Source organism: Bacillus sp. V3-13 (genome assembly GCF_002860165.1).
Taxonomy (GTDB): Bacteria; Bacillota; Bacilli; order Bacillales; family Cytobacillaceae; genus Bacillus_BJ.
Genome location: NZ_PGUZ01000073.1, coordinates 1 through 22,334, shown reverse-complemented (window position 1 = coordinate 22,334; position 22,334 = coordinate 1). Strand labels below are relative to the sequence as shown.

Annotated in this window: 25 protein-coding genes; 11 read left to right on the top strand and 14 right to left on the bottom strand. The window is 42.5% G+C overall.

The genetic code is table 11. From position 1 onward, the window contains the following. Positions 1 to 99 precede the first annotated feature (99 nt). The 4 genes from CU633_RS20335 to CU633_RS20320 all read right to left on the bottom strand — a co-directional run bounded on the left by CU633_RS20335 (position 100) and on the right by CU633_RS20320 (position 2,101). Positions 100 to 390 carry a hypothetical protein gene (locus tag CU633_RS20335; RefSeq protein WP_101662382.1) on the bottom strand — a complete coding sequence of 97 codons (291 nt, stop codon included), beginning with the start codon at positions 388 to 390 and terminating at the stop codon, positions 100 to 102. Between the two features lie 211 nt (positions 391 to 601). Further along, positions 602 to 1,354, bottom strand: a complete 753-nt coding sequence (locus CU633_RS20330) for an SDR family NAD(P)-dependent oxidoreductase (RefSeq protein WP_101662381.1) — start codon at positions 1,352 to 1,354, stop codon at positions 602 to 604. 219 nt (positions 1,355 to 1,573) lie between these two features. Beyond that, positions 1,574 to 1,765, bottom strand: coding sequence for an aspartyl-phosphate phosphatase Spo0E family protein (locus tag CU633_RS20325; protein WP_257959170.1), 192 nt, complete (start codon positions 1,763 to 1,765; stop codon positions 1,574 to 1,576). A gap of 141 nt (positions 1,766 to 1,906) precedes the next feature. Further along, positions 1,907 to 2,101 carry a hypothetical protein gene (locus CU633_RS20320; protein WP_101662380.1) on the bottom strand — a complete coding sequence of 65 codons (195 nt, stop codon included), beginning with the start codon at positions 2,099 to 2,101 and terminating at the stop codon, positions 1,907 to 1,909. 237 nt (positions 2,102 to 2,338) lie between these two features. Here CU633_RS20320 and CU633_RS20315 point away from each other — a divergent pair, with 237 nt between their 5' ends. The 8 genes from CU633_RS20315 to CU633_RS20275 all read left to right on the top strand — a co-directional run bounded on the left by CU633_RS20315 (position 2,339) and on the right by CU633_RS20275 (position 9,613). Next, a complete protein-coding gene (locus CU633_RS20315) occupies positions 2,339 to 2,527 on the top strand; it encodes a YkvS family protein (RefSeq protein ID WP_101578226.1) in 189 nt (62 codons plus the stop codon). 307 nt (positions 2,528 to 2,834) lie between these two features. Further along, complete coding sequence (locus CU633_RS20310; protein WP_101662379.1) at positions 2,835 to 3,446, top strand: CPBP family intramembrane glutamic endopeptidase; 612 nt, start codon at positions 2,835 to 2,837, stop codon at positions 3,444 to 3,446. A 158-nt stretch (positions 3,447 to 3,604) separates the two neighbouring features. Beyond that, the gene (locus CU633_RS20305) at positions 3,605 to 4,282 is read left to right on the top strand and encodes a hypothetical protein (protein WP_101662378.1); all 678 of its coding nucleotides are present in this window, start codon (positions 3,605 to 3,607) and stop codon (positions 4,280 to 4,282) included. Between the two features lie 751 nt (positions 4,283 to 5,033). Then, on the top strand, positions 5,034 to 5,744 hold the full coding sequence (gene pxpB / locus CU633_RS20295) for a 5-oxoprolinase subunit PxpB (protein WP_101662377.1): 711 nt from the start codon (positions 5,034 to 5,036) through the stop codon (positions 5,742 to 5,744). Continuing rightward, a complete protein-coding gene (locus CU633_RS20290) occupies positions 5,744 to 6,745 on the top strand; it encodes a biotin-dependent carboxyltransferase family protein (protein WP_101662392.1) in 1,002 nt (333 codons plus the stop codon). The genes pxpB and CU633_RS20290 overlap by 1 nt, the downstream gene beginning before the upstream one ends. A gap of 12 nt (positions 6,746 to 6,757) precedes the next feature. After that, positions 6,758 to 7,525 carry a LamB/YcsF family protein gene (locus tag CU633_RS20285; RefSeq protein ID WP_101662376.1) on the top strand — a complete coding sequence of 256 codons (768 nt, stop codon included), beginning with the start codon at positions 6,758 to 6,760 and terminating at the stop codon, positions 7,523 to 7,525. Between the two features lie 85 nt (positions 7,526 to 7,610). Continuing rightward, a complete protein-coding gene (locus CU633_RS20280; RefSeq protein ID WP_101662375.1) occupies positions 7,611 to 8,801 on the top strand; it encodes an NRAMP family divalent metal transporter in 1,191 nt (396 codons plus the stop codon). A 20-nt stretch (positions 8,802 to 8,821) separates the two neighbouring features. Next, a complete protein-coding gene (locus CU633_RS20275; RefSeq protein WP_101662374.1) occupies positions 8,822 to 9,613 on the top strand; it encodes a putative hydro-lyase in 792 nt (263 codons plus the stop codon). A 335-nt stretch (positions 9,614 to 9,948) separates the two neighbouring features. Here the strand turns inward: CU633_RS20275 and CU633_RS20270 are convergent, their stop codons facing one another. From CU633_RS20270 to CU633_RS20255, 4 genes are all read right to left on the bottom strand, one after another. After that, entirely contained in the window at positions 9,949 to 10,998 is a 1,050-nt protein-coding gene (locus tag CU633_RS20270) for a YkvI family membrane protein (RefSeq protein WP_101662373.1), read from the bottom strand. A 129-nt stretch (positions 10,999 to 11,127) separates the two neighbouring features. Further along, positions 11,128 to 12,822 (bottom strand): M3 family oligoendopeptidase, encoded by a 1,695-nt coding sequence (locus CU633_RS20265; protein ID WP_101662372.1) that lies wholly within the window; start codon positions 12,820 to 12,822, stop codon positions 11,128 to 11,130. A 117-nt stretch (positions 12,823 to 12,939) separates the two neighbouring features. Further along, complete coding sequence (locus CU633_RS20260; protein WP_142383445.1) at positions 12,940 to 13,446, bottom strand: hypothetical protein; 507 nt, start codon at positions 13,444 to 13,446, stop codon at positions 12,940 to 12,942. Positions 13,447 to 13,574: 128 nt separating this feature from the next. Beyond that, on the bottom strand, positions 13,575 to 14,807 hold the full coding sequence (locus CU633_RS20255) for an ArsR family transcriptional regulator (protein ID WP_101662370.1): 1,233 nt from the start codon (positions 14,805 to 14,807) through the stop codon (positions 13,575 to 13,577). Positions 14,808 to 15,006: 199 nt separating this feature from the next. Between CU633_RS20255 and CU633_RS20250 the strand changes: the two genes are divergently transcribed. The 3 genes from CU633_RS20250 (at position 15,007) to CU633_RS20240 (ending at position 17,466) form a co-directional block, all read left to right on the top strand. After that, a complete protein-coding gene (locus tag CU633_RS20250; protein ID WP_101662369.1) occupies positions 15,007 to 16,383 on the top strand; it encodes a HAMP domain-containing sensor histidine kinase in 1,377 nt (458 codons plus the stop codon). Next, positions 16,380 to 17,057, top strand: coding sequence for a response regulator transcription factor (locus tag CU633_RS20245; protein WP_101662368.1), 678 nt, complete (start codon positions 16,380 to 16,382; stop codon positions 17,055 to 17,057). Before CU633_RS20250 ends, CU633_RS20245 begins: the two co-directional genes overlap by 4 nt. Positions 17,058 to 17,202: 145 nt before the next feature. Then, on the top strand, positions 17,203 to 17,466 hold the full coding sequence (locus CU633_RS20240; protein ID WP_101662367.1) for a hypothetical protein: 264 nt from the start codon (positions 17,203 to 17,205) through the stop codon (positions 17,464 to 17,466). A gap of 104 nt (positions 17,467 to 17,570) precedes the next feature. Here the strand turns inward: CU633_RS20240 and CU633_RS20235 are convergent, their stop codons facing one another. The 6 genes from CU633_RS20235 to CU633_RS20210 form a co-directional block, all read right to left on the bottom strand. After that, complete coding sequence (locus tag CU633_RS20235; RefSeq protein WP_101662366.1) at positions 17,571 to 18,509, bottom strand: F510_1955 family glycosylhydrolase; 939 nt, start codon at positions 18,507 to 18,509, stop codon at positions 17,571 to 17,573. A 22-nt stretch (positions 18,510 to 18,531) separates the two neighbouring features. Continuing rightward, positions 18,532 to 19,896: a 4Fe-4S binding protein gene (locus tag CU633_RS20230; protein ID WP_101662365.1), complete on the bottom strand. Its 1,365-nt coding sequence runs from the start codon at positions 19,894 to 19,896 to the stop codon at positions 18,532 to 18,534. Further along, positions 19,871 to 20,305, bottom strand: coding sequence for a hypothetical protein (locus CU633_RS20225; protein WP_142383444.1), 435 nt, complete (start codon positions 20,303 to 20,305; stop codon positions 19,871 to 19,873). Before CU633_RS20225 ends, CU633_RS20230 begins: the two co-directional genes overlap by 26 nt. Before the next feature lie 166 nt (positions 20,306 to 20,471). Then, positions 20,472 to 20,798, bottom strand: a complete 327-nt coding sequence (locus CU633_RS20220) for a four-helix bundle copper-binding protein (RefSeq protein WP_180955048.1) — start codon at positions 20,796 to 20,798, stop codon at positions 20,472 to 20,474. Between the two features lie 313 nt (positions 20,799 to 21,111). After that, a complete protein-coding gene (locus CU633_RS20215) occupies positions 21,112 to 21,648 on the bottom strand; it encodes a sugar O-acetyltransferase (RefSeq protein WP_101662391.1) in 537 nt (178 codons plus the stop codon). An 81-nt stretch (positions 21,649 to 21,729) separates the two neighbouring features. Continuing rightward, the gene (locus CU633_RS20210; RefSeq protein ID WP_101662362.1) at positions 21,730 to 22,263 is read right to left on the bottom strand and encodes a sugar O-acetyltransferase; all 534 of its coding nucleotides are present in this window, start codon (positions 22,261 to 22,263) and stop codon (positions 21,730 to 21,732) included. Positions 22,264 to 22,334 lie beyond the last annotated feature (71 nt).

The following is a 22,334-nucleotide window of genomic DNA, read 5'->3' as shown; positions in this document are numbered from 1 at the left end:
GGTGTATATATTATTATTCAGACAACTTCCATCTCATCAAAAAGAATAGCATTTCCGCCCTTTTTCGACAATGGAAATGCGTGATTATTCAACGATTTTTCATAACTTTTTTAATGAAGCGCTTTCATTTTCCAAACTTTTCTTGCTCTTTCCATAATAAAGGGTATTGTTGCAAACTTTCATTTTCATAATTGTCGCTTTTAAGGTGCTGACATGGTCTTCTTCCAGACCGGTGTAAAGATTAGCCAGATCCTGTACGGATCTTGCCAACAGCTCTACTGCATTCCGCAAATCTTTCTCTTTAAAGCTGGTCCGATCCTCAAGAAGCTGTTCAAGAATCTCACTGGACAACGATTTAACCCTTAAAGCCCGCTCCATTTCTATTTTCACAGCGCTCCCCTTCTTCCATTAAATTTTTCCATGTATATGAAGAAAGTTGTTTATTTATTCCTTTATGTAACTTATATCTTCTTTACAAAGCGTTGAATCCCTGCTCAGCCTGGAAGTTTTTTTGCTATATTTTCATTGCAATTTAATTGACTTGTCGTTATGAAGAGAAAGGATATAATCAAAAAATTTATATCCTTTCTCAAGTCCGAAACTATTCTTCATAAATCATTTTCCGTGTCATTCCCCCGTCAATGATAATGTTTTCACCGGTGACAAAGTCATTTTCCGGGTCGGCTAAATATAAACAGCCTTTTGCAATATCCTCAGGCTTCCCCACTCGTTTGGATAAATGCTGTTCATGGTCAATATCGCGCAAGCCCTCGTAATCATTTACTTCAATCCAGCCTGGACTAATTGAATTGACTCTAATCCTGTAAGGGCTCAATGTTCTAGCCAGCGCTCGTGTCAAGGCAATGATGCCTCCCTTCGAAGCGGAGTAAGCTTCGGTATTGGGTTCGGACATAAAAGCTCTTGTCGAAGAAATATTGACAATGCTCCCTCCCGATTCTTTCATATGCTTAGCAGCCTCTCTTGAACATAAAAAAACACTTTTCAGGTTTGTATCGATGACTTCATCCCAATCATCAAGCGTCATTTTAAAAAAAGAATGGAACTTTGAAATGCCGGCGTTATTGATTAAAATATCAATAGCACCGTGCTTATCAATTGTCTTATTCACCAATGTCCTGACACTTTCCTCGTCTTTAACATCCATTCTAATAAACTGTGCTTTATAGTCTTTGCTTCGAAGCTCTCTTTCCACTGCTTCACCGCGGTCTTCATCCACATCAGCGATGATCACGGACGCTCCCTTCCCGGCAAATGCAGTGGCGACCCCCTTACCAATTCCGTGTGAAGCGCCAGTAACAATGACAATCTTATTATTAAAAGCTGTCAACTCCATCTCCTCCTCTGCTTGCTTTTCACAACAACTTTTCTTTACCATTTACCCTTTACACATTATTTTAGCCATTCAAAGCGAAATACTAAAAGCAGAAACTCCGCAGAAATCAATTTATTATTTTGGGGAATGCCTTCTAAAGTTTACTGGCAGGATCGTGCGGTTCTCTTAAATTAAAAAAGCTGACCGTGAGTTCCTTCTCTTCCTGATCAGCTTTTATATTTAGTAGTTCATATTGACTGAATTTGAGAAACCGTGCAAATTTCGGTGCAGGTTCAAGAGGTCGTCTAGTTCTTTGCTTGCTTTTAAGGTCTGTTTGCTGGAGATTCCAGTTTTAGTGGCCATTAAAACCATTTCTATCCGCTTCAACTCAATTCGGTGCAAAAGCTCTTCTTCAGTAATAAAAGGTTTCACTTAGCTCACCTCTTGGCCTTTACATATATTTTACTATCGCCAGATTGAAAATTATAGTTCTTTTTTAGCAGACAAAAATATTTATGACTGGCCATTCTCTGCAAGCAGAAGGGAGAACCAAATGACTGCACCTCTCATCGTTCAACTTCCGGGAACCGGTTGATAGGTGAATATAACATCTCCACCCCGCTGGGCAATTCCCCGAAAATGCTTAAAATCCTCCCTGGCGGTAAGAACCGACCTGAACAGCAGAAAATCATCTTTCTTTACATAATACTCCGACATATTTCCGGATTTTAAACTGTCCAATATCTCGTTAATTAATTGTTTATCCATTGAGTATCACCATACTTACGAATTTTCGTTACCTTGACCATTATAGCACTTTTACACGTTCATCCGTATCGGGAAATTCGGCTAAATCAAGAAAGATCGCCTCTTCCTATCATCCGCAGGTCTCCCTATTTGATAAAATGTATCTGTCCTTCAGCGATTATCGGTTGATAATCCTGTGACGAACTTCTATAATGAGTGCAATATGGTTTTAAAACAGATAAAAAAGGAGAGATCACAGTGAAAAAAGCAGAGGTTGGAAACATTATTGAATTTAAAGACGGTTTACGTGGAATTGTTGAAAAGGTGAATGAAAACTCTGTCATTGTCGATTTGACATATATGGATAATTATCGCGATCTCGAACTGGACCAGCGCACAGTTGTCAATCATAAAAATTACAAAGTAATCAAAGAAACTGTTCTATAATTCGGTGCAGGTAAACTGGCTTATTAGATTCGTTAAGTCAAATCCACTGTTTTCAAGCTTTTGATTATCGCAATTCTATCCTTTAATAAGGCTGACTCGAGGAATTCGGGCCAGCCTTAATTTAAGTTGAACCAGAGTAAATCTATCATTTTTCGTAATGCCGTGCAGACTTTTTGATTTTCCATTCCACTTTCTCTCCTTTTTCATAAATTGGACGAATTTTAGGACGTTAAAAGAAAACTTTTCCTTACAATTTCTAACCCATCTTTGTTACAATAGTGTTTGTTTGTTAGAAAGGGGATTACTGATGAAGAAATGGATTTTTGATTCCCGATTAATAATCGGCTTTCTTCTTGCACACCTTCTCATGTTTTTTACATTTGAAAACAGAGCGGTTTTCTGGTATATGCTCACGGCTTCCATGCTTGTGTTAATCAGCTATTCGATTTTAAATGAAGAGATTGACGACCAGCAAAGCGTCGGTTCCTATCTTTTGTATGGATTATTGTCGGGCACTGTTTTGTTTGCCGTCTTTTGGGTAGGGAGTTATTTAATCGATCTCGTGAACTTGCCTTTTAGCAAGGGGGCCGCAAAACTTTACAATCGCTTTGCTCCCGCTCAATTATGGCATTATATAGTGTTGATCCTGGTGATCATTCCCGGTGAAGAAATTTTTTGGCGGGGCTTTATTCAAAAACGGCTTGAGAAATACGTTCCTGCTACTGCTGGAATTGTATTGGCCGCTCTTTTGTACACATCGGTACACTTCTATTCAGGTTATACGGTTCTCCCGCTAGCTGCTCTTGTTGGAGGCCTGTTTTGGGGATTTTTATATTGGTGGAAACGGAGCATCCCGCTTGTGATAGTCTCGCATCTGGTTTTTGACTTATTTTTATTCGTTATCATTCCCCTTTATTAACGCAAAACCACATGGTTTTCAGCCTGGACGGCCAGTCCGGGCTTTTTATGTCCAGCCCCCTATTTCAAGAGTTGGATCTCCTAATATTTCCCTGAAACATTTGACGCCTTTTTTCGTCTACTTTGGTAGAACTCCAATCAAACCGGGAGGAATTGCAGATGATACAGTTGAAAAAGGGATTAGCTTGTGCGGCCCTGCTCTTACTTCTTGTAAGTGGCTGCGGAACCCAGGAAGAACAGGCGAATGATGACAGCACCAATAGTGGTAACCAACAAGAAGAAAGTAATCAGGGAGAAGGCAATTCTGAACAAAATGAAGAAGGCACTAACAATGAAAGCAGCTCCCCGGAAAATTCCAATGGGCTCGTGCGAATTTTGGAACAAAACCTAAAATATAAAGTCAATGGACAAGAAACACAAGATACCGCATTTTTAAAGCATAGCGACAACCAGAATTATTCAATGTACGTCTTGCCAGGCTACGAACTGACCGCTGAAGAACCTCATAAAGATTCTTTGTTTTTAACGGAAAATCCAGAAGTGTTTATGCGGATCGAGCTATTGCCGGGGGATGCGGATTGGGAGACCGTGACAGAAAATACTAAGGCCCAATTAGCAGCAGTCAATGAACACGTCAAAACGATGCAACCGTCTGAAGATGCATTTTTAAGGAACGCTACTGTAATGGAGTCTGCGCAAAATGGAGAAATTGTTTCAGCTTATCTGGTCAAGGACGAGAAACAGCCATTAAAGCTGACGATGTTTACAAAAGAAAACGCGGATCACCGGGATGCATTTTTACAAATGGCGAAGACAATCATCAGTAACCCCTCCTAAATCAGAGATTTTAGAAGGGTCTTGTAAAACTTTTTGCAAGCCCATATTGTATGCTTCAAGTGCTATAGACAACCGGTTTCGCTCGGTGTAGATGCAGAAACCAAGCACATTGGAATGTCTGCCACCGCAGAAAAAAGATGTTATTGGAAGGGAAAGTTCAATTACAAACAGATATCTTTGATCTACGAGTGATTTCTCGAGCAGAAATCTGATAGTAATTAAATAAGAATATTACTCAACAACTTATTTTTACCTCTAATGCTCCGCATTAGGGGTTTTTTCTCATTTTTGAATCATGTATTATACACCAAGAATTACCTCAAAGTGTATACTGGTTTACCGTGTAGACGGAATATTGGATAATATGATTCGAGTAAAGTAAAAATGCCACTTTGGAATGATAGACTGATAAGCGGATTGCTTTCCGTATGTCTTAACAAACAATCCGGTGCTGTTTCTTCCTTTCAGGATTCCAACCCACTTCCCAACTCTTCACCAAATCCGGGAATTATTTTTTGATTATTCTGAAAAAAAGACAATAAACCCCAGCACAAAATATTTGATTATTGCAAATCTTAACGTATAATAAAGAAAATAATTTTAGGGAGCCTAAACAAAGGTGCTGAGGCAGATACCGCTCTTAAACAATGCTTATCCTATAAAAAGCAAGTGATGTATTAGCCGTAGGCCAATTTTTTGAAATGCAAGGTTTTGTTCATTAATAGAGAATTAATTTCAGGGGGTGTAACAATTGGAATTCAGCTTACATCCGCTAGGCGATAATGCCGTCATTATCGAACTCGGAGAAGATATAAATATAGAAACGCAACAAAAGGTTCAATTCATTGCGTCACTGTTGGATAAAAATACAGAGGATTGGATGATAGAATACATACCTGCTTTTACGACAGTCACTTTGTTTTACGATCCGGTCAAAGTTTCAACGAAAGCCAAAAAGCATACTCTTCCCTATGATTTTGTCTGTTCGCGGCTGCGTTCATTATTGGCAGAAGTTACAACTGGTAATCAGGCCAACCAGCGGGTTGTACAAATACCGGTTTGTTATGGAGGCGAATTGGGGCCTGACTTAGAATTCGTTGCCGGACACAATGGCTTGACCACAGAAGAAGTGATCCATATTCATTCAACCGGCGATTACATTGTATACATGATCGGTTTCGCACCCGGCTTTCCATATATCGGCGGCATGTCGGAAAAAATTGCAACACCAAGAAGAAAAACGCCACGTATAAAAATCCCTCCCAGAACGGTGGGCATCGCTGGAAAACAAACAGGAGTCTATCCAATCGAAACACCTGGCGGCTGGCAGCTGATTGGCCGCACCCCGGTCGAACTGTTCCGTCCGGATGAAGAGCCCCCGAGCCTTTTGCGGGCTGGAGACAGAATCCAATTCAAGCCAATCAGCTATGAAGAATACTTGGAATTAGGGGGTGATAAATGATGCTGACCATTATCAAACCAGGCCTCCTAACTAGTGTTCAGGATTTAGGAAGATACGGTTACCAAAAATATGGGGTGATCGCCAGTGGCGTGATGGACCAGCTCGCGCACCGCATTTCCAATATACTGGCAGGCAATGATGAGAACCAGCCGACCCTGGAGATAACGTTATTGGGGCCCGTCATCCGGTTTGAAAAAGATACTCTCATCTCCATTTGTGGAGGTGATCTGTCCCCTTCTATCAACGGGATACCTGTTAGATTGTGGCGTTCCATCTGTGTCAAAAAGGGCAGTAAGCTCAGCTTCGGGCCTGCAAAAGCGGGCAGCAGGGCTTATCTTGCGGTTGCGGGCGGCATTAAGGTTCCCGAAGTAATGGAAAGCAAATCAACTTATTTAAGGGCAGGAATTGGCGGTTTTCAAGGGCGTGCCCTAAAAGCCGGAGACTCGGTTGATTTTAACGAACCAGGAGATTTTTCAAACACCATTCATGAGTATCTGGGAAAGCTAACCGTGGACCGGCCCTTTGCCGAGGCGGAGTGGTCGGTTGCATCTGATTTGATTCCCCTGCACGGGAAAGATCCGTCTATCCGTGTGATGAGAGGCAGGCAATTCGAGTTATTTTCAAAAGAAAGCAAAGATAAATTTTTCAGCGAACCATTTGAGGTCACCCTTCAATCAGACCGGATGGGATACCGTTTAAAAGGTCCATTGCTAAAACTCGAAAATCCGGAAGAAATGATTTCCGAAGCCGTCAGCTTTGGGTCGATTCAAGTCCCCTCCGAAGGCAATCCGATTGTCCTGCTGGCTGACAGGCAAACGACTGGCGGCTACCCTAAAATCGGCCAGATTGCATCAGTCGATTTACCGGTCATCGCCCAGGCCAAACTGGGAGACATGATCAGATTCAGCGAAATAACGCATGAAGAAGCACAGCTCCTCTTTTTAAAGAGAGAGAAAAAAATAAAGCAGCTGAAAAATGGGATTGTGCTCAAATTTAGATAGGAGGAGAAGGAAATGGCTGTTGTAGACATTAACTGTGACATGGGCGAAAGCTTTGGCACCTACACACTGGGGAGGGATGCAGAAATCCTCGACTTTGTGACTTCCGCCAACATTGCGTGCGGATTTCACGCTGGAGACCCGGCGACAATGAGGAAAACCGTAAAATTGGCGCTTGAGAAAAATGTCGGGATCGGCGTCCATCCCGGGCTTCCGGATTTGGTTGGTTTCGGAAGAAGAGAAATGCAGATTTCCCCTCAGGAAGCTTACGACATTGTTGTATACCAAATTGGCGCCCTATCCGCTTTTGTCAAATCCGAAGGCGGAAATATCCAGCACGTAAAGCCCCACGGTGCCCTTTTTAACATGGCGGCAAAAAGTGCCCCACTGGCGGAAGCCATTGCGGAAGCGGTTTATAAGGTTGATCCCGAATTAATATTTTTCGGGCTCGCTGGCAGTGAACTTGTTAAGGCAGGCAAGAAGCTCGGCCTCCGTTCAGTAAATGAAGTATTTTCTGACCGTACCTATCAGCAGGATGGCTCGTTAACGTCAAGGCGTGAACCGGATGCGCTCATTAAAGAGCATGAAATTGCGGTCAGCCAGGTCATCCGGATGGTAAAGGAAGGCAAAGTCACCTCTCTACAAGGAACCGATGTCCCGATCCAGGCAGATACAGTCTGCATCCATGGCGACGGGGAAGGCGCGCTGGACTTTGCAAAATATATCACGACTGCTTTACAGGAATCAGGTATTACGGTTGCTAAAATCAGTAGCTTTATCTAAATAAGATTGGCAGAGTCAAAGCTTTCACCATACTGAAAGCCCAGGGAGAGGCTCTGCCATAAAATTCATTTTTAGGGGGTTAAGTATGGAGAAAAAATCACGTGCAAGCATATTGATGGGTGCCGCGTTCCTGATGGCAACCTCAGCGATTGGCCCAGGGTTCCTGACGCAGACCACTGTGTTTACGCATTCCCTGCTGGCCAGCTTTGGATTTGTCATTTTAATATCGATCATCATTGATATCGGTGCCCAAATGAATATCTGGAGGATTATCGCCATTTCAGGGAAACGCGCCCAGGATATTGCGAATGATGTGTTGCCAGGATTAGGTTATTTCCTTGCAGCTCTCATTGTTGCCGGGGGTCTTGCTTTTAACATTGGAAATATCGCAGGAGCTGGCCTAGGTGTCAACGTTTTGTTTGGCCTGACCGCCGAAATGGGCGCGTTATTAAGCGGAATTGTGGCAATCGGCATCTTTCTCGTCCGTGAAGCGGGCAAAGCGATGGACCGTTTCGCCCAGATCATGGGGTTCGTCATGATTGCCCTGACTGTTTATGTCATGTTCACCGCCCAGCCGCCTGTCGTTGAAGCAGTCGTCAAGACCTTCGTTCCCGATAAAATTGATCTTCTTGCCATCGTTACACTTGTAGGCGGAACCGTTGGAGGTTATATTACGTTTGCCGGCGGCCACCGCTTGCTGGATGCCGGGGTCAAAGGCAAAGAATCCATTCCGGAAGTAACAAAAAGCGCAGTCAGTGCAATCGGGATCGCTTCAATCATGAGGGTTTTCCTGTTTCTGGCTGCTCTAGGGATTGTGGCACAAGGGCTGGCAATCGACCCCGACAATCCGCCTGCTTCCGTGTTTAAACTCGCTGCAGGCAACGTTGGCTACAAAATCTTTGGCATTGTCATGTGGGCTGCCGCTGTTACGTCGGTTGTCGGGGCCGCCTACACATCTGTTTCATTCATCCAAACTTTAAACAAAACAGTCGAAAAACACAGCAAGTGGTTTATTGTTGGTTTTATAGCCATCTCAACTTTAGTATTCGTATCAATCGGAAGGCCAGTAAAAATTCTTGTTTTAGTAGGTTCATTAAATGGACTCATCTTGCCGATTGCTCTTGGGGTAATGCTGGTTGCCGCTCACAAGGCAAAAATCGTCGGCGACTATAAGCATCCACTCTGGATGACGGTATTCGGAATAATCATCGTCATCGTCATGGCCTATATGGGAGGATATTCGTTGATTAATGGCATTCCACAGCTATTCAAATAATCTAAGATGGAGGTTTGATCATGATTACAGCTGAAGCTAAGAATCCGAGTGAAGTTCGGGAAATGATCCGCCAAAACCAGTGGCTTAAACCGACATCAGGTTTGGCAAATGGGTATATACAGGGGAATTTGGCTGTGCTGCCGAAGGATCTGGCTTTCGAGTTCCTTCTCTTCTGCCAGCGCAACCCAAAACCGTGCCCGATCATCGATGTCACCATGCCTGGTTCCGGAGTGCCGGCGTTATCTGCGCCTGATGCAGACTTAAGAACGGACATCCCAAAATACCGCGTCTACCGCAACGGAGTATTTACCGAGGAATTAACGGACGTCACAGAGCTTTGGGACAATTCAATGGTAGGCTTCCTGATTGGCTGCAGTTTTACTTTTGAGGAAGCCCTTCTGAAAAACGGCATCCCGATCCGCCATATTGAGGAAGGCTGTAATGTGCCGATGTATAAGACAACTATTCCGACTGTAAAGGCAGGCAGGTTTGAAGGTCCGATGGTGGTGAGCATGCGGCCAATGACAGAAAAAGACGCGATCCGTGCCGTCCAGGTCACAAGCCGGTTCCCGTCCGTCCATGGTGCACCAGTACATATCGGGAATCCTGCCGCCATCGGAATCAAGGACATCCATAGCCCCGATTTTGGCGACAGTGTCACAATCAAAGACGGCGAAGTTCCCGTTTTCTGGGCGTGCGGAGTCACTCCACAGGCAGTCGCCATGCATGTGAAACCGGAAATCATGATTACCCATGCTCCCGGCCATATGTTTGTAACTGATTTAAAAAATGAACAATTTAGTATTCTCTAATAATTATAGAAGGCGTCCGCGCGACTAAGGGAACGCCTGGGAAAACAATAAGATTAACTGGCCAGTTAGAATTTATAAATATTTTTGGAAATCAAGAGTGCCGTCATCAAACTATAACATTTTCGTTATCGGAACTTCCGGTAATGGTAAATCTAATCGAAAGGATAGAAGGGCAATTCCTCCCCGACTAAACGCTAAACTTTTTTGGTCAAGGAATCCTTGCTCGAAATGCGATAAAGGAAACAAACCATAATTTGTGTCCCTTCCAAAGCGATCCTCTGATAGTAGGGTCGCTTTGGTTATTCCGGGTGCTAAACCTTAAGGATTCTTTATTCCTATTTTTCTTTCGCGGCTGGCAAAGGCTTCATCCATAACAGGACGAGAAAGGTTAAACTCACATAACCAAATAGAGGATATAGTTTCGAAAGCAAAGTACCATAGTTGATTAAACTGATAAAATAGGTGACGATAAAAATGCCAAGTACTATCATTGTGCTCGGGACTGACACATGCTTGCTGATTTGCCGTTCAAGTCCAAAAACATTCCCGATAATCGACGTGAAAATCTCGCCATAAATAACGAGAATATAAATCCAGTATAAGCCGGATGCAAGATTTTTCATGATCACTGCCATCGGAATTTCATATGTTTCAAGATTTGGGAGCATAACAAGGGTGAAGTGGCTCGCAAGTAGAATAACCGTCAATGCGGCTCCTCCAATCCATCCTCCCCATTTTACCGTGCTGTCATCGTTAATTTCGGATGCGACCGGTACCAGGACTGCCTGTGACAAGGCAAGATTAAATGCCGTATAGGAAAAGGGAGCAACGACCGATTTCCAACCATCGTCTGCAAAGGGAATATGGAAGATCCGATCGGTAAACCCGGGCAGCTGCGAGGATATGATCATCAGGATGAAGCAGAATGCAATCATCAGCGGAACTACAAATGTATTAACAGCAAAAATACCTTTGATCCCAACTGCCATCACAATGAACGACAGAATAATCGTAATCAGCACTCCTGCCATTTTTGTCAATCCGAGCTGCTCATCGAAAACAGCACCCGCACCTGCAAGCATAACGGCGCAAACACCAAGCAGCATAACCAGCAGCAGAATGTTAATCATCGTGCCAAGCAAGGAACCGAATAAATAGTTTACAAGTTCCTGATAAGACTTTGCGTTTATTTGGGCAGCCATCCTCATTAATTTTGAGCCAAGGAAGATAAGCAAATAGCCGGACATCAGAATACTGATCAGGCCGATAAAACCGAATCGTGAAAAAAATTCAACAATCTCTTTTCCAGTAGCAAAGCCGGCGCCCACGACCGTGCCAACATACACAGCTGCAATTTGAAAAGCAGCGCCCCAGTTTGTCTTCACGCCATGTCCCCTCCTTCTTCCTCATATATATGAGGACAAGACCGAACAAAGACGATATTTTTTGAAGGAGATTTCCAATACAAGAAAAAGAAGCAAAGCCACTTAGCTTCCCTTCTCATTTTTAATCTATTATAAAGCTACATCATCGACTGAATTCAGCCAGCTTTCAATTTCGCCCACAACGGACTCGACGCAGCCTTCCTCGAACGGAGATTTAAGGTTGGCGGCTTTCACGAGCCCGGTAAACGGCAGGCTTCCACCGAGCTTGCAAAGCTTTAAGTAATCCGCCCAGGCTTCTTCTCTGTTTTCTCTCGAACGCTTCCAAAATTGGAATGCGCAAATCTGCGCCAGCGTATAGTCGATGTAGTAGAACGGCGAATTAAAAATATGTCCTTGCCGCTGCCAAAAGCCTCCGTTCTCGAGATAATCATTGCCATCGTAGTCTTTATGCGGCAAATACTTTTTCTCAATATTGCGCCACGCCTGCTTCCTTTCCTGAGGAGAAGCCTCCGGATTTTCATAAACCCAATGCTGGAATTCATCTACCGAAACTCCATAAGGAAGGAACAGCAATGAGGAACCTAAATGAGCAAACTGATATTTTTCTGTTTCCTCCTGAAAGAATAGCTCCATCCACGGCCATGTGAAAAATTCCATGCTCATCGAATGAATTTCTGCCGCTTCATACGTTGGCCAATTGTACTCAGGAATCTCAAAATGGCTGCTTGAATACACCTGGAAAGCGTGTCCTGCTTCGTGTGTTAATACATCAATATCCCCGGATGTCCCGTTAAAATTGGAGAAAATAAACGGAGATTTGTAGTTTTCAATGTATGTGCAATAGCCCCCGCCCGCTTTCCCTTTTTTCGCGACAAGGTCCATCAAATCGTTTTCAATCATATACCGGAAAAATTCTCCTGTTTCCTTTGAAAGCTCATCATACATTTTTTTACCGTTATCGATGATCCAGTCCGGATCTCCCTTTGGCTTGGCATTGCCGGTTTTAAAATTAAAGCCTTCATCATAATATTTGAGCTTTTCTACGCCAATCCGTTCCTGTTGACGCTGCTTCAGTTTTGTCGCAATCGGCACAATAAACTCTTCTACCTGCTTGCGGAACTTTGCGACCATATCAGCATTGTAATCGGTACGGTACATCCGGTAATAGGCAAGCTCGACAAAATTTTTATAGCCTAGTCTTTGTGCAATTTCGGTCCGGACCTGGACAAGCTCATCATAAATTCGATCGAGCTCACCTTCATTTTCAGCCATAAACCCAAATCTGGCTTCGCTCGCCTTTTTTCGCATTCCGCGATCAACAGATTCAGTATAAGGCTCCAATTGAGCCAATGTCAGCTCTTCGCCTTCAAACGGGATTTTCGCAGAGGCGATTAATTTCGTGTACTCGCTTGAGAGCTTATTTTCTTTTTGCAGAAGCGGCACAATTTCCGGGCTAAACGTTTTCAGCTGTGCTTCCGCCAATGCAAAAAGCTGGCTGCCCCATTTTTGCTCCAATTCTGCCCGGAATGGTGAATCCAAAAGCGCTTTATAATATTCCGTGACAAGCCCTTCCAGTTCAGGCTGAATTTCGTCCATATAATCCTGTTCCGCCTTATAAAACTCATCGTTCGTATCAATCGAATGGCGAATATAAACAAGGTTGGACATCGTTCCGAGATCATTGCGGATATCATTGATTACTTTCAACGCATCATTTTGCGATGCGGCAGAGCCAGCATTTTTGAACTTATCGAGCGCTGCTTGGAATTTTTCCTTTGCCTCGTCAAGATTAGGCCTCACATATGTATATTCCTGAAATTTCATGCGCATTTCCCCCTCATATTCAGTTGATGGCAAAAAACCACTATTATGTTTTCGACATCTTTGCTGAATTTCCTTTATTTGCCGAAAGAAAAAAGCTTGAGCGGCATTTACTTTACTTTAGTGACGCTTGAATTGCAATCGTAAATTCTTATGTTTGCTCATAAACCTGTAGTTCCGCTCGTAAATCTCGAATTCCGCTCGTAAATCCGGAGTTCCGCTCGTAAATTCCGGGTTCCGCTCGTAAATCTCGAATTCCGCTCGTAAATCCGGAGTTCCGCTCGTAAATCTCGAATTCCGCTCGTAAATCTCGAATTCCGCTCGTAAATCCGGAGTTCCGCTCGTAAATTCCGGGTTCCGCTCGTAAATCTCGGGTTCCGCTCGTAAATCTCGGGTTCCGCTCGTAAATCTCGAATTCCGCTCGTAAATCCGGAGTTCCGCTCGTAAATCTCGAATTCCGCTCGTAAATCTCGAATTCCGCTCGTAAATCTCGAATTCCGCTCGTAAATCTCGAATTCCGCTCGTAAATCTCGGGTTCCGCTCGCAAATCTCGGGTTCCGCTCGTAAATCCGGAGTTCCGCTCGTAAATTCCGGGTTCCGCTCGTAAATCTCGGGTTCCGCTCGCAAATCTTAAGTTACGAGCATTATTGCTGTTTTACCAATCAAATTTCACTGCAGCTTCTGTTCTGTATTTCTGATAAATCTACAAAGCGCATGCAAAAAGGGCTTTTTTCGAAAGCTCTTTCTCGTAAATATTAATGTCCTCCATGTCCTCCGCCATCGGCAGATACAATTTCCAGCATCATATCAATCATGCCCTGGTTTTCCATGGTCACTTCTTTTCCAGAGCCGATAATAAATGCATGATTGTATGGCCCGACTGTTGGATCGTCGGTAAATTTCGGTTGTAATTGGCCGAGGAATTCATGAGTCTCCTCAGTTAATTCACCATCTTCAAGCCAGATCATTGGGGCATGCTTGCCAAGATGGGCAAACGGTGCCCCGGCAATTGCATAGTCGGCGCTTTTTGTTGAGACGAAGCCTAGTCCATGACCCGGTTCTGTAAGACCCCAGCCAAATCCCGTATTCTCATCTTTAAATCTCGCAAAAGCGATTGAAGCAGCAGCCGGAGTTTCTCCTTCAATCCTAGTAACATTCCCATATTCATTCAAGTCATTGAAAATGTCATTTGAAATCGCGGATTCCGGTCCGAGCACATAAATATTGGCATTATTATTCCTAAGCTCCAGCGCTTCCCTGGTCGCATCGGGAATCCCGTCTTTTGTCACATACAGTACAGGCTCCGGCATGTGGGCAATCCAGTTTCCGGCAATAAGAGAAAATAGTTTTGCCTCCTCTTCAGATGACACAATAATCAAACCTTGCGGAAGTCCTCCGGATACATCAGCATATTTTTGGTCGGCTGCTTTGGCAAACTCCGCCGGATCATCACCTTTAATTTGTTCAACGGAAAAATCATCAAGCTGATCCAACACTTTTTTGCTTGGATTTCCCACTACCATTACCTCTGTGCCATCGACATTCCCCGTCGGAGCAAGGCGCTCCAGCTCAGCTAAAGTTGCCTCCGGGATTTCATCGTCCTCATAAAACAAGACTGGCCCGTTGTTTGGATGATGGATTAACGTTGTCGCCGCAAGTGAAATTTGCCAGTTATCGGTTGGGGCGAGTATGACCGCACCAGGCTTGTTTTCATCATGAGTCGCCGGCCACACTGTATTTGAAACTTTAACCGCAGCATCTACTAAATTTGCTGCATCAAGTCTCGTTACGTTTTTTGTGCTGGTAACATCCGAAGAACTATTAGAAGTCCCACTGCCTTCTTCATGGTTCATGTCACCATGATCCATTCCATCCATATTTTCCGATTGATCCTTGTTTTCATTTTGATTGTTGCTATTATCATTCGTACATGCGACCAAGCCAATCGCTAATAAGGCAACTAAACATATTGCCATAAGCTTTTTCATTTTGAAACTCCTTTCGTTACTATGACTACAGTAAAAAGATACAGCAAGTTTTTGCAGAAATTGTGCAGTGAGCTTGCAGCTTACTGAAAAATGGTTCTAAATATGTATACAGACAACTTCTTTCATTCTAAAATGAATGAGATTATTCTGCACAAAATCTCGAAATTTATAAACTATAATAAAAAATAGGTGAACCACAATGAATAAGCTTTCGATCAAACTTGGAACAGTATTTTTCCTGATCATCTTTGGCCTTGAAACATTTATGTTTTTCTTTTTGCATTCGGCGATTGTCGATTCACGCATAGAAGAGGAGCTACTTTCATTACAGGCAAGGGGGAACTCACACAGAGCCATTCTTGAAAAACATTTCGACTCACAAACCATATCGCATGTTACTTTGATGGAATCTGAAGCGGATACGGATGTAGTCATCACGAATACAGCTGGGGAAATTCTTGACTCTTCAGCCCAAACCCAGCCGTTAACTAAATATTTAAAATCACCACCTTCTAATATTTCGCGCAAAGGACGAGTTGTAGAAGATAACTGGCAGGATGAGCCTTTCATTGCGACCGTCAGTCCCGTCGAAGTCGATGGGCAGATTGTCGGAAATGTGTTTATGTTTCAAAATACAGAATCTGTGCATTCGTTAATTGAACGTCTGAATGAACACTTTTTATTGGCAGGTTTAATAGCGGTTTCCCTAACTTTTATAATCATTGTCTTTCTTTCAAAAGCGCTCACTAAACCGCTGATTAAAATGAAAGAAGCGACTTCGCAAATAAGTCAAGGCGACTTCTCTGTGACTCTGCCCAAAACAGGAAACGACGAACTCGGGGATCTGGCACAATCGATTGAGTTGCTGGCAACTGACCTAAATTATTTAACACAAGAGCGCAATGATTTTTTGGCAAGCATTTCGCATGAGCTCAGGACCCCTTTAACATATATAAAAGGATATGCAGACATTGTCCATAAGCGAAACCTATCGGGGGAAGAACGGGAAAAATATTTACAGATTATTCTTGAAGAGACGAACCGGCTTTCAGCATTAATTAAGGATTTATTTGAACTTGCGAAAATCGACAAGAATTCATTTGTTATTCAAAAAAGGACCATTGAATTGAACGATTTTTTTAAAAAAGTTGAAAAGAAATTTTCCCCTGCATTCCGGGAGAAAAATATGAGTTTGATAGTGAAGTGCCCTTCTGATTTGTTTCTGGAGGCCGATCCATCAAGACTTGAGCAAATTGTTTTTAATTTACTGGATAATTCGATTAAGTACTCTCCTTCAGGGGCGAAAACGATTGTTACGGTAAGAAAAAAGAAAGAAGCAGTCCATATCATAATTAAAGACAGCGGCAAAGGAATACCTAAAGATGATATACCATACATTTTTAACCGCTTTTATCGGGTAGACAAAGCGCGAACGAGAGCTCTGGGAGGATCAGGCCTCGGCCTTGCGATTGTTAAAGAGCTGGTTCATGCTCACGGCGGTACAATTACCGTTAAAAGCATTGAAAATGAAGGTACAGAATTCGAGTTAATATTTAAGGGAGCCGAACTGCGATGAAAACCATTTTACTAGTAGATGATGAGCCAATGATGCTCGATTTGTTATCCTTATATATTTCCCCGCGGGGATACCATTGTATTAAAGTCGGGTCAGCGCTGGATGCAATTGAGTATTTAGAATCTAATCCGGCAGATCTGATCCTCCTCGATTTGATGATGCCTGAAATCGACGGTTGGGAAGCTTGCCGGGAAATTCGAAAGCACTGGGATATCCCGATTATTATGCTTACTGCCAGAAGTGAAAAAACCGATATTGTGAAAGGTTTAAACATTGGAGCGGATGATTATATTGCCAAACCGTTTGATGAGGAAGAGCTGATGGCAAGAATTGAAGCGGTATTAAGGAGAAAAAAGAGCGAAACCGGAAGGGTTTCATTTCAGGGTCTTTTGTTGGATCACGACTCTTTTGAGCTTAAATATCACAATGTTGAGATCGCGCTGACACCGAAAGAATTTGCAATGATGAGTCTGTTTTTGAGCAACCAAAACAAGGTATTTACCCGGGAACATTTAATTACTTCCATTTGGGGTTACGGTGTCGCAACCGAAGATAGGACAATCGACTCCCATGTAAGAAATTTACGGGAAAAACTTCGCAAAGCCGGTTTTCCCGCCGATAATTACTTAATTACGGTCTGGGGTGTCGGATACAAGTGGTCCGGGAAAGAATAGGAAATGGATGACTTCCTGCTTGAATTGCACCTGACTAACCCATATATCGCTGCTTTCATCATTATTTCACATAGAACTTTCACAACTTCTCGATAAATTCTCCATTTGTCTAAGGTATTCTTGGATCAAGAAAGGAGATGCTAAAATGAAAAAATTAGCGATTGGGATTTTAAGTGCGGCATTTATTTTCGGTGCAGGAACGTATGCTTTTGCACAAGCAAACAATGATGCCGAAGGAAAAATAAACTTTGGGCAGATGAAACCGCAAATGGAGGAAATGCACCCTGATTTATCTGAAAAGGATTTGAAAGATATGTACGATTCCTGCCATGGCAATGGAGGAACAATGAAAGAGAAAAAAACGGATAATATGATGAATGACAATAACAGCATGATGAACAACTTATAAGCAGGGGTTATTTTATTTTTTGGATTGGCTTTTGCCAATCCTTTTTTGCTCAAGAAAAAGCATTAGAAGAACGCTCCTCTAATGCTTTCCTGCTTAGCTCCAAATCAATTTTGCAATTCGCCTTTTTTCATTAAGGTAGTCCAATTTTCTCCTCCGTCTTCTGACACAAGAAGATTGTTTTCAAATGTGACGACCGCTATTTTAGCTGGCTCCTTTGGATGGATAGCGAAATAGGAGACGGCATCTTTTCCGAGATCCAACCCGATCTTCTCCCAGGTTTGTCCGTTATCCTTGCTCTTCATGATACCTGCTTCCGCTTCTGTTATTGAATAGCTGATCAGCTCTGATGAATCAGGGATGACGCTGATCGCAGTAATCAACCGGCTTTGTTCAGCGGGCTTCCATGTCTTGCCGCCATCTTCAGATCGAAAAACTCCTTCGTTTGTACCGGCTATCAATACATTTTCATCATCCGGCAGGGAAAGCAGTGTATACATGCCATGCAAGTCATCAGGCAGGCCTGTGGATTTCAGCCTTTCCCAATTTTCTCCCCGGTCCGTGCTCTTATAAATACCTGCCTTATAGTCCCCGCTATCCATCTGGTTTACCCCGTAAATCATTTCGGGGTTATGATAATTTGAAGAGAGAATATGAAAATCTACTTTTCCTAGCAAAGCTTTAGTTTCCCATTTTTTTCCGTTATTAGTGCTTTCCAAAACTCCAAGCGGATTGGGGAGGTCAGATTTAGCGCCCGGATGTCCGCTCGTCAGCATCGTGCCGTCTGATTGGACATGAAAGCCCATAAAATCAAAATCCGTGTTTCCGGCTGTTACCCAATCTTTGCCCTCATTTTTAGTCATAATCATTCCCTCATGTGAGGCCACATAGATCGAATTATTTTCTGTATAGGCAAGGCCGTGGATATGCTCCACTTGATGCCCGCTTTTAAGAGTTTTCTCCTCGCCATTACCAGTTTCATTGCTGCAGCCTGATATAAGTATTGCTCCTGTTGCGATTAACCCTGCCAGTATTTTAATTTTCATTATTGTGTGTCTCCTTTTGCTATTATCCTACCCGGTGTGCCATTGGCAATGAAAACATGTAAAGATTTGCTACTGTCAGAACAAGCATCAATCCATAATAAGGCGCCAATTGCTTAAAAGTCCCTTTATTGCCGATTCGATAAACCGTATAGCCAGACCCTGCAAAACCAAGCAAAATGATCGCATATTGGATCAATTGAACAGTGGAGACAGATGCAAGGCTTAAACCACCGCCCATTTTGATTCCAAATAGGGCTGCCGAGTTAAACCAGATTGCTTTTCCTTCAGTTAGAATATGAAAAAGATTGTGGCCTAAATGGCCGGCAAGGTCCAAAGGAATAATCGCATAACCAAACTTCACAAAATTTTCTTTTACCTTTGTCGCGTTTCCCTTCAATGCAGCAAGCTTCGCTGTCCCCAACAACAACAGAATCGGAAGCACCATCGAAATCACATAAGCAACAGTAAAGTTAACTGTGTAATTGGTTGTGTTTGTAAAAATGCCAATCACCCGTAAAATATCTTCCCAGATTGTAAGCATCGTAATATTTTGTACAAATACGATTCCCATAATAACGGCTGCCAGTGAGGCATGTTCCAGCTTGGGATTTTTTATTCCCCATAATTCCTTGGTCGGGACTCTCATTGTAATTTTTATCGAATTGTTCGGGCATGATTTGACGCAGTTTGCACAGAGGTTGCAATCTGCGCTCGAATCCATCGTCCGCACATACTGGAACATCGGGCAGCCTTCCACTTTTTCATTGCCTTTATAACATGATTGCGATTTGCATGTCCGGCAAATTTCCGGTGTCCCCCTTAATTGCAGCATCCCTGCGCGGGAATAGTTTCCGGCTAATCCGCCCAGGAAGCAAAGCGTTTTACAAAATGTCCTTCTCTCATATAAAACCGAAGTGATGACAACCATGGTGACAAGAATCAGCAGCAAGTACCCCGACCCTCTAGGCGATTCAACGATCCCCCAGACATGGTCGCTCCATGTAATCATTATAAAAAACAGGTCAATTAGCCAGATTCCATACTTTTTTAAAAACTTCGGCATCGGCTTTTCGCTGCCCGCAAGCTTCCTGACAAGATCGCTCAGCTTGCCGAATGGACAAACCGCACACCAAAACCGGCCCGCGACAATAAACAGGACAGGCACAATCGGCCACCACAGCACCCATGTCATCGATGTACCAAAATTGCTATGCGGGCTGACAGTACCTGCAACCAATTGGAATACGATCACCGAAAAAACAATAAAGGCCGTCCATTGAAAGATACCGGGGTACCATTTGCTCTTCATAAATACTTTAATCACCGGAACATCTAAAAGGTTAAAAGGCTGCTTGGATGAATTAAGCTTTTTTTCGGGCATCGACATGCGGCTGAACCTTCTTTCTCAGTCTTTTATTCCACAAGCCTGCAATTAGAAACGAAAAATTGATCGCTCCAAAAGTTCCTAACACCTTATAATTTGGTGGAGTTTCAATCACTGTTTCGTCCGCATGCCCATGCGTTCCTTCTTCACTATGTACAGTTTCACCGGAGTCATCCGCCGGATCCGTATGCTCCGCTTCATGATCTGCATTTCCATTATGCTGTTCATGTAAGTTCTGATTGGAATGCTCCGGATGTTCGCCTTGAGGAGCTTGTACGCCATTTCTGAACACTTCGGTATCCTCTGTAATACTATTTTCATCCATATGTCCTGCATCTGCCAATGTAAAAGAAATAGGAAATAACAATAAAACCATCGCATTTAATAAAAAAATGAGTCCCAACCTCAACACTCTTTCACCGCCTTAAGTTAACTTTCCTAAAAATAATAAAATACTGTGCAGAAACTGTGCTTTTTTTATGGATAATTGGTGACAGCAATGAGTTATATTACATTTTAGGAGAAAGCCAATGGAAAAGCCTGTCCACCATTTGGTGAGCAGGCTTTTGTATGGGCGCTTATGAGGCCATTTTCCGACACTCTTCCGCACATTTGTAACAAGCTTCGGCACATTTTTGGCAGTGGTCATGATCATGCTTTTTGCACTCATTTCCGCACGCCTCGCAAATGTCGGCGCATAACTGGCAAATTTGTTTGGCAAACGGACTATTTGATTGCATCGCTTGTGCCGCAAACGCACAAATATCGGCGCATTCCCGGTCGAGGCGGATGCAGTCTGCCATCATCTTTACGTCTGTCTCCTTTAAACAAGCATCAAAACAAACATTGCAGGCTTCCATACATTCGAGACAGGCTTTAATACATTGTTCATGGGTTAAACTCATCATAACATCCCCTTAAATAAGATTTGTGTTCTTTAAAGTTTTCCCCTGTGATAAATGGAATAAACTGCATAAAAAAATGCATATTTAAGTTCATATAAAAAAGAAGGAGGGTAAAATCGTAACGGGTTCCGTTATGAGGTGCAAAACAGAAAAACGCAAGTTAATTAACAGACTAAATCACACGCAAATCAACTATGGTTTTACACTCCAATTAGCAACGGCAATAGAGCTTGGAGTAATCTCCAAGCCTCTTTAACATTTTTTATTTGTTTTTTCATTAAAGCACCCGGTAGAAGAAGAAACAATTGGCAAATTAAATACTTTTTAGTATTTTTGCTGGATTTCCAGCCACTATTGTATTAGCAGGAACATCTTTTGTAACAACAGAACCAGCAGCAACAATTGAATTATCACCGATAGTGACTCCAGCCAAGATTACGCTACTTCCACCAATCCATACATCGTTACCAATTACAATTGGTACTCCATATCCACTCTTATTCCTATCTTTGGGTTCGATTGAATGACCAGCAGTGTATATCCCCACATTAGGACCTATCATACAGTTGTGACCCACCCTGACTTCTGCCATATCTAAAATAGTACAGTTATATCCAGCATAGAATTTATCGCCAACGTGAATATTGTAACCCAAGTCGCAATGGAAATTGTGTTCAATACTCGGACTTACGCCTACACTTCCAAACAACTCCTTAATAATTCCCTCTTTCTTTATGGAATCTTCAATGTCACTATTGTTATATTCTTGAACAAGTTTATGAGCACGTATATTTTTCATTTTTAGTTCCTCTGTACCTCGTTCATAATAGATTTTCTCATTATCACTCACACCTAATTTCCTCCCTTCGATTAAGTAATCCAGCTTTAGTTTAAGAAGAACAGTGGCAAATTCACAAACCACTTTATCAACCTAGATATTTTTAATTACCTTGCAGGGAGTACCAACAGCAATAACATTAGGAGGAATATCTTTCGTAACTACACTTCCTGACCCGATGATGCTATTTTCACCAATAGTTATACCAGGGTTAACAATCACGTTTGCTCCTAACCAAACTTTATTACCGATTGTAACTGGCAAGGCATATACATCACCTTTTGCTCTGGCTTTGGGCTCTGTAACATGATTAGCTGTATAAATTTTAACTCTTGGTCCAAATAAAACGTCATTCCCAATCGTAACTTTTGCACAATCCAAAATGATTGCGTCATAATTGGCAAAAAAATTATTGCCTACATTGATATTAAAGCCAAATTCAACACGGAAATTAGGCTCAATTATCGTATTCTTACCACGTGATTGAAATAATTGGTCTAATAACAGATTTCTCTGTTCCTCATCATCATCATCAGTGGTTAAGTTGTACAGCCTAGTAATTTTCTTTGCTTCTTTTCGACCTTTTATCAATTCGGGTTCAAAATCACAGTATACTTCTAATTTAATATATCAATAATCACTAGCGTTGCACTAATTAAATCAGATGATTTGAAATACTAACAATCTTCAAAAATTAC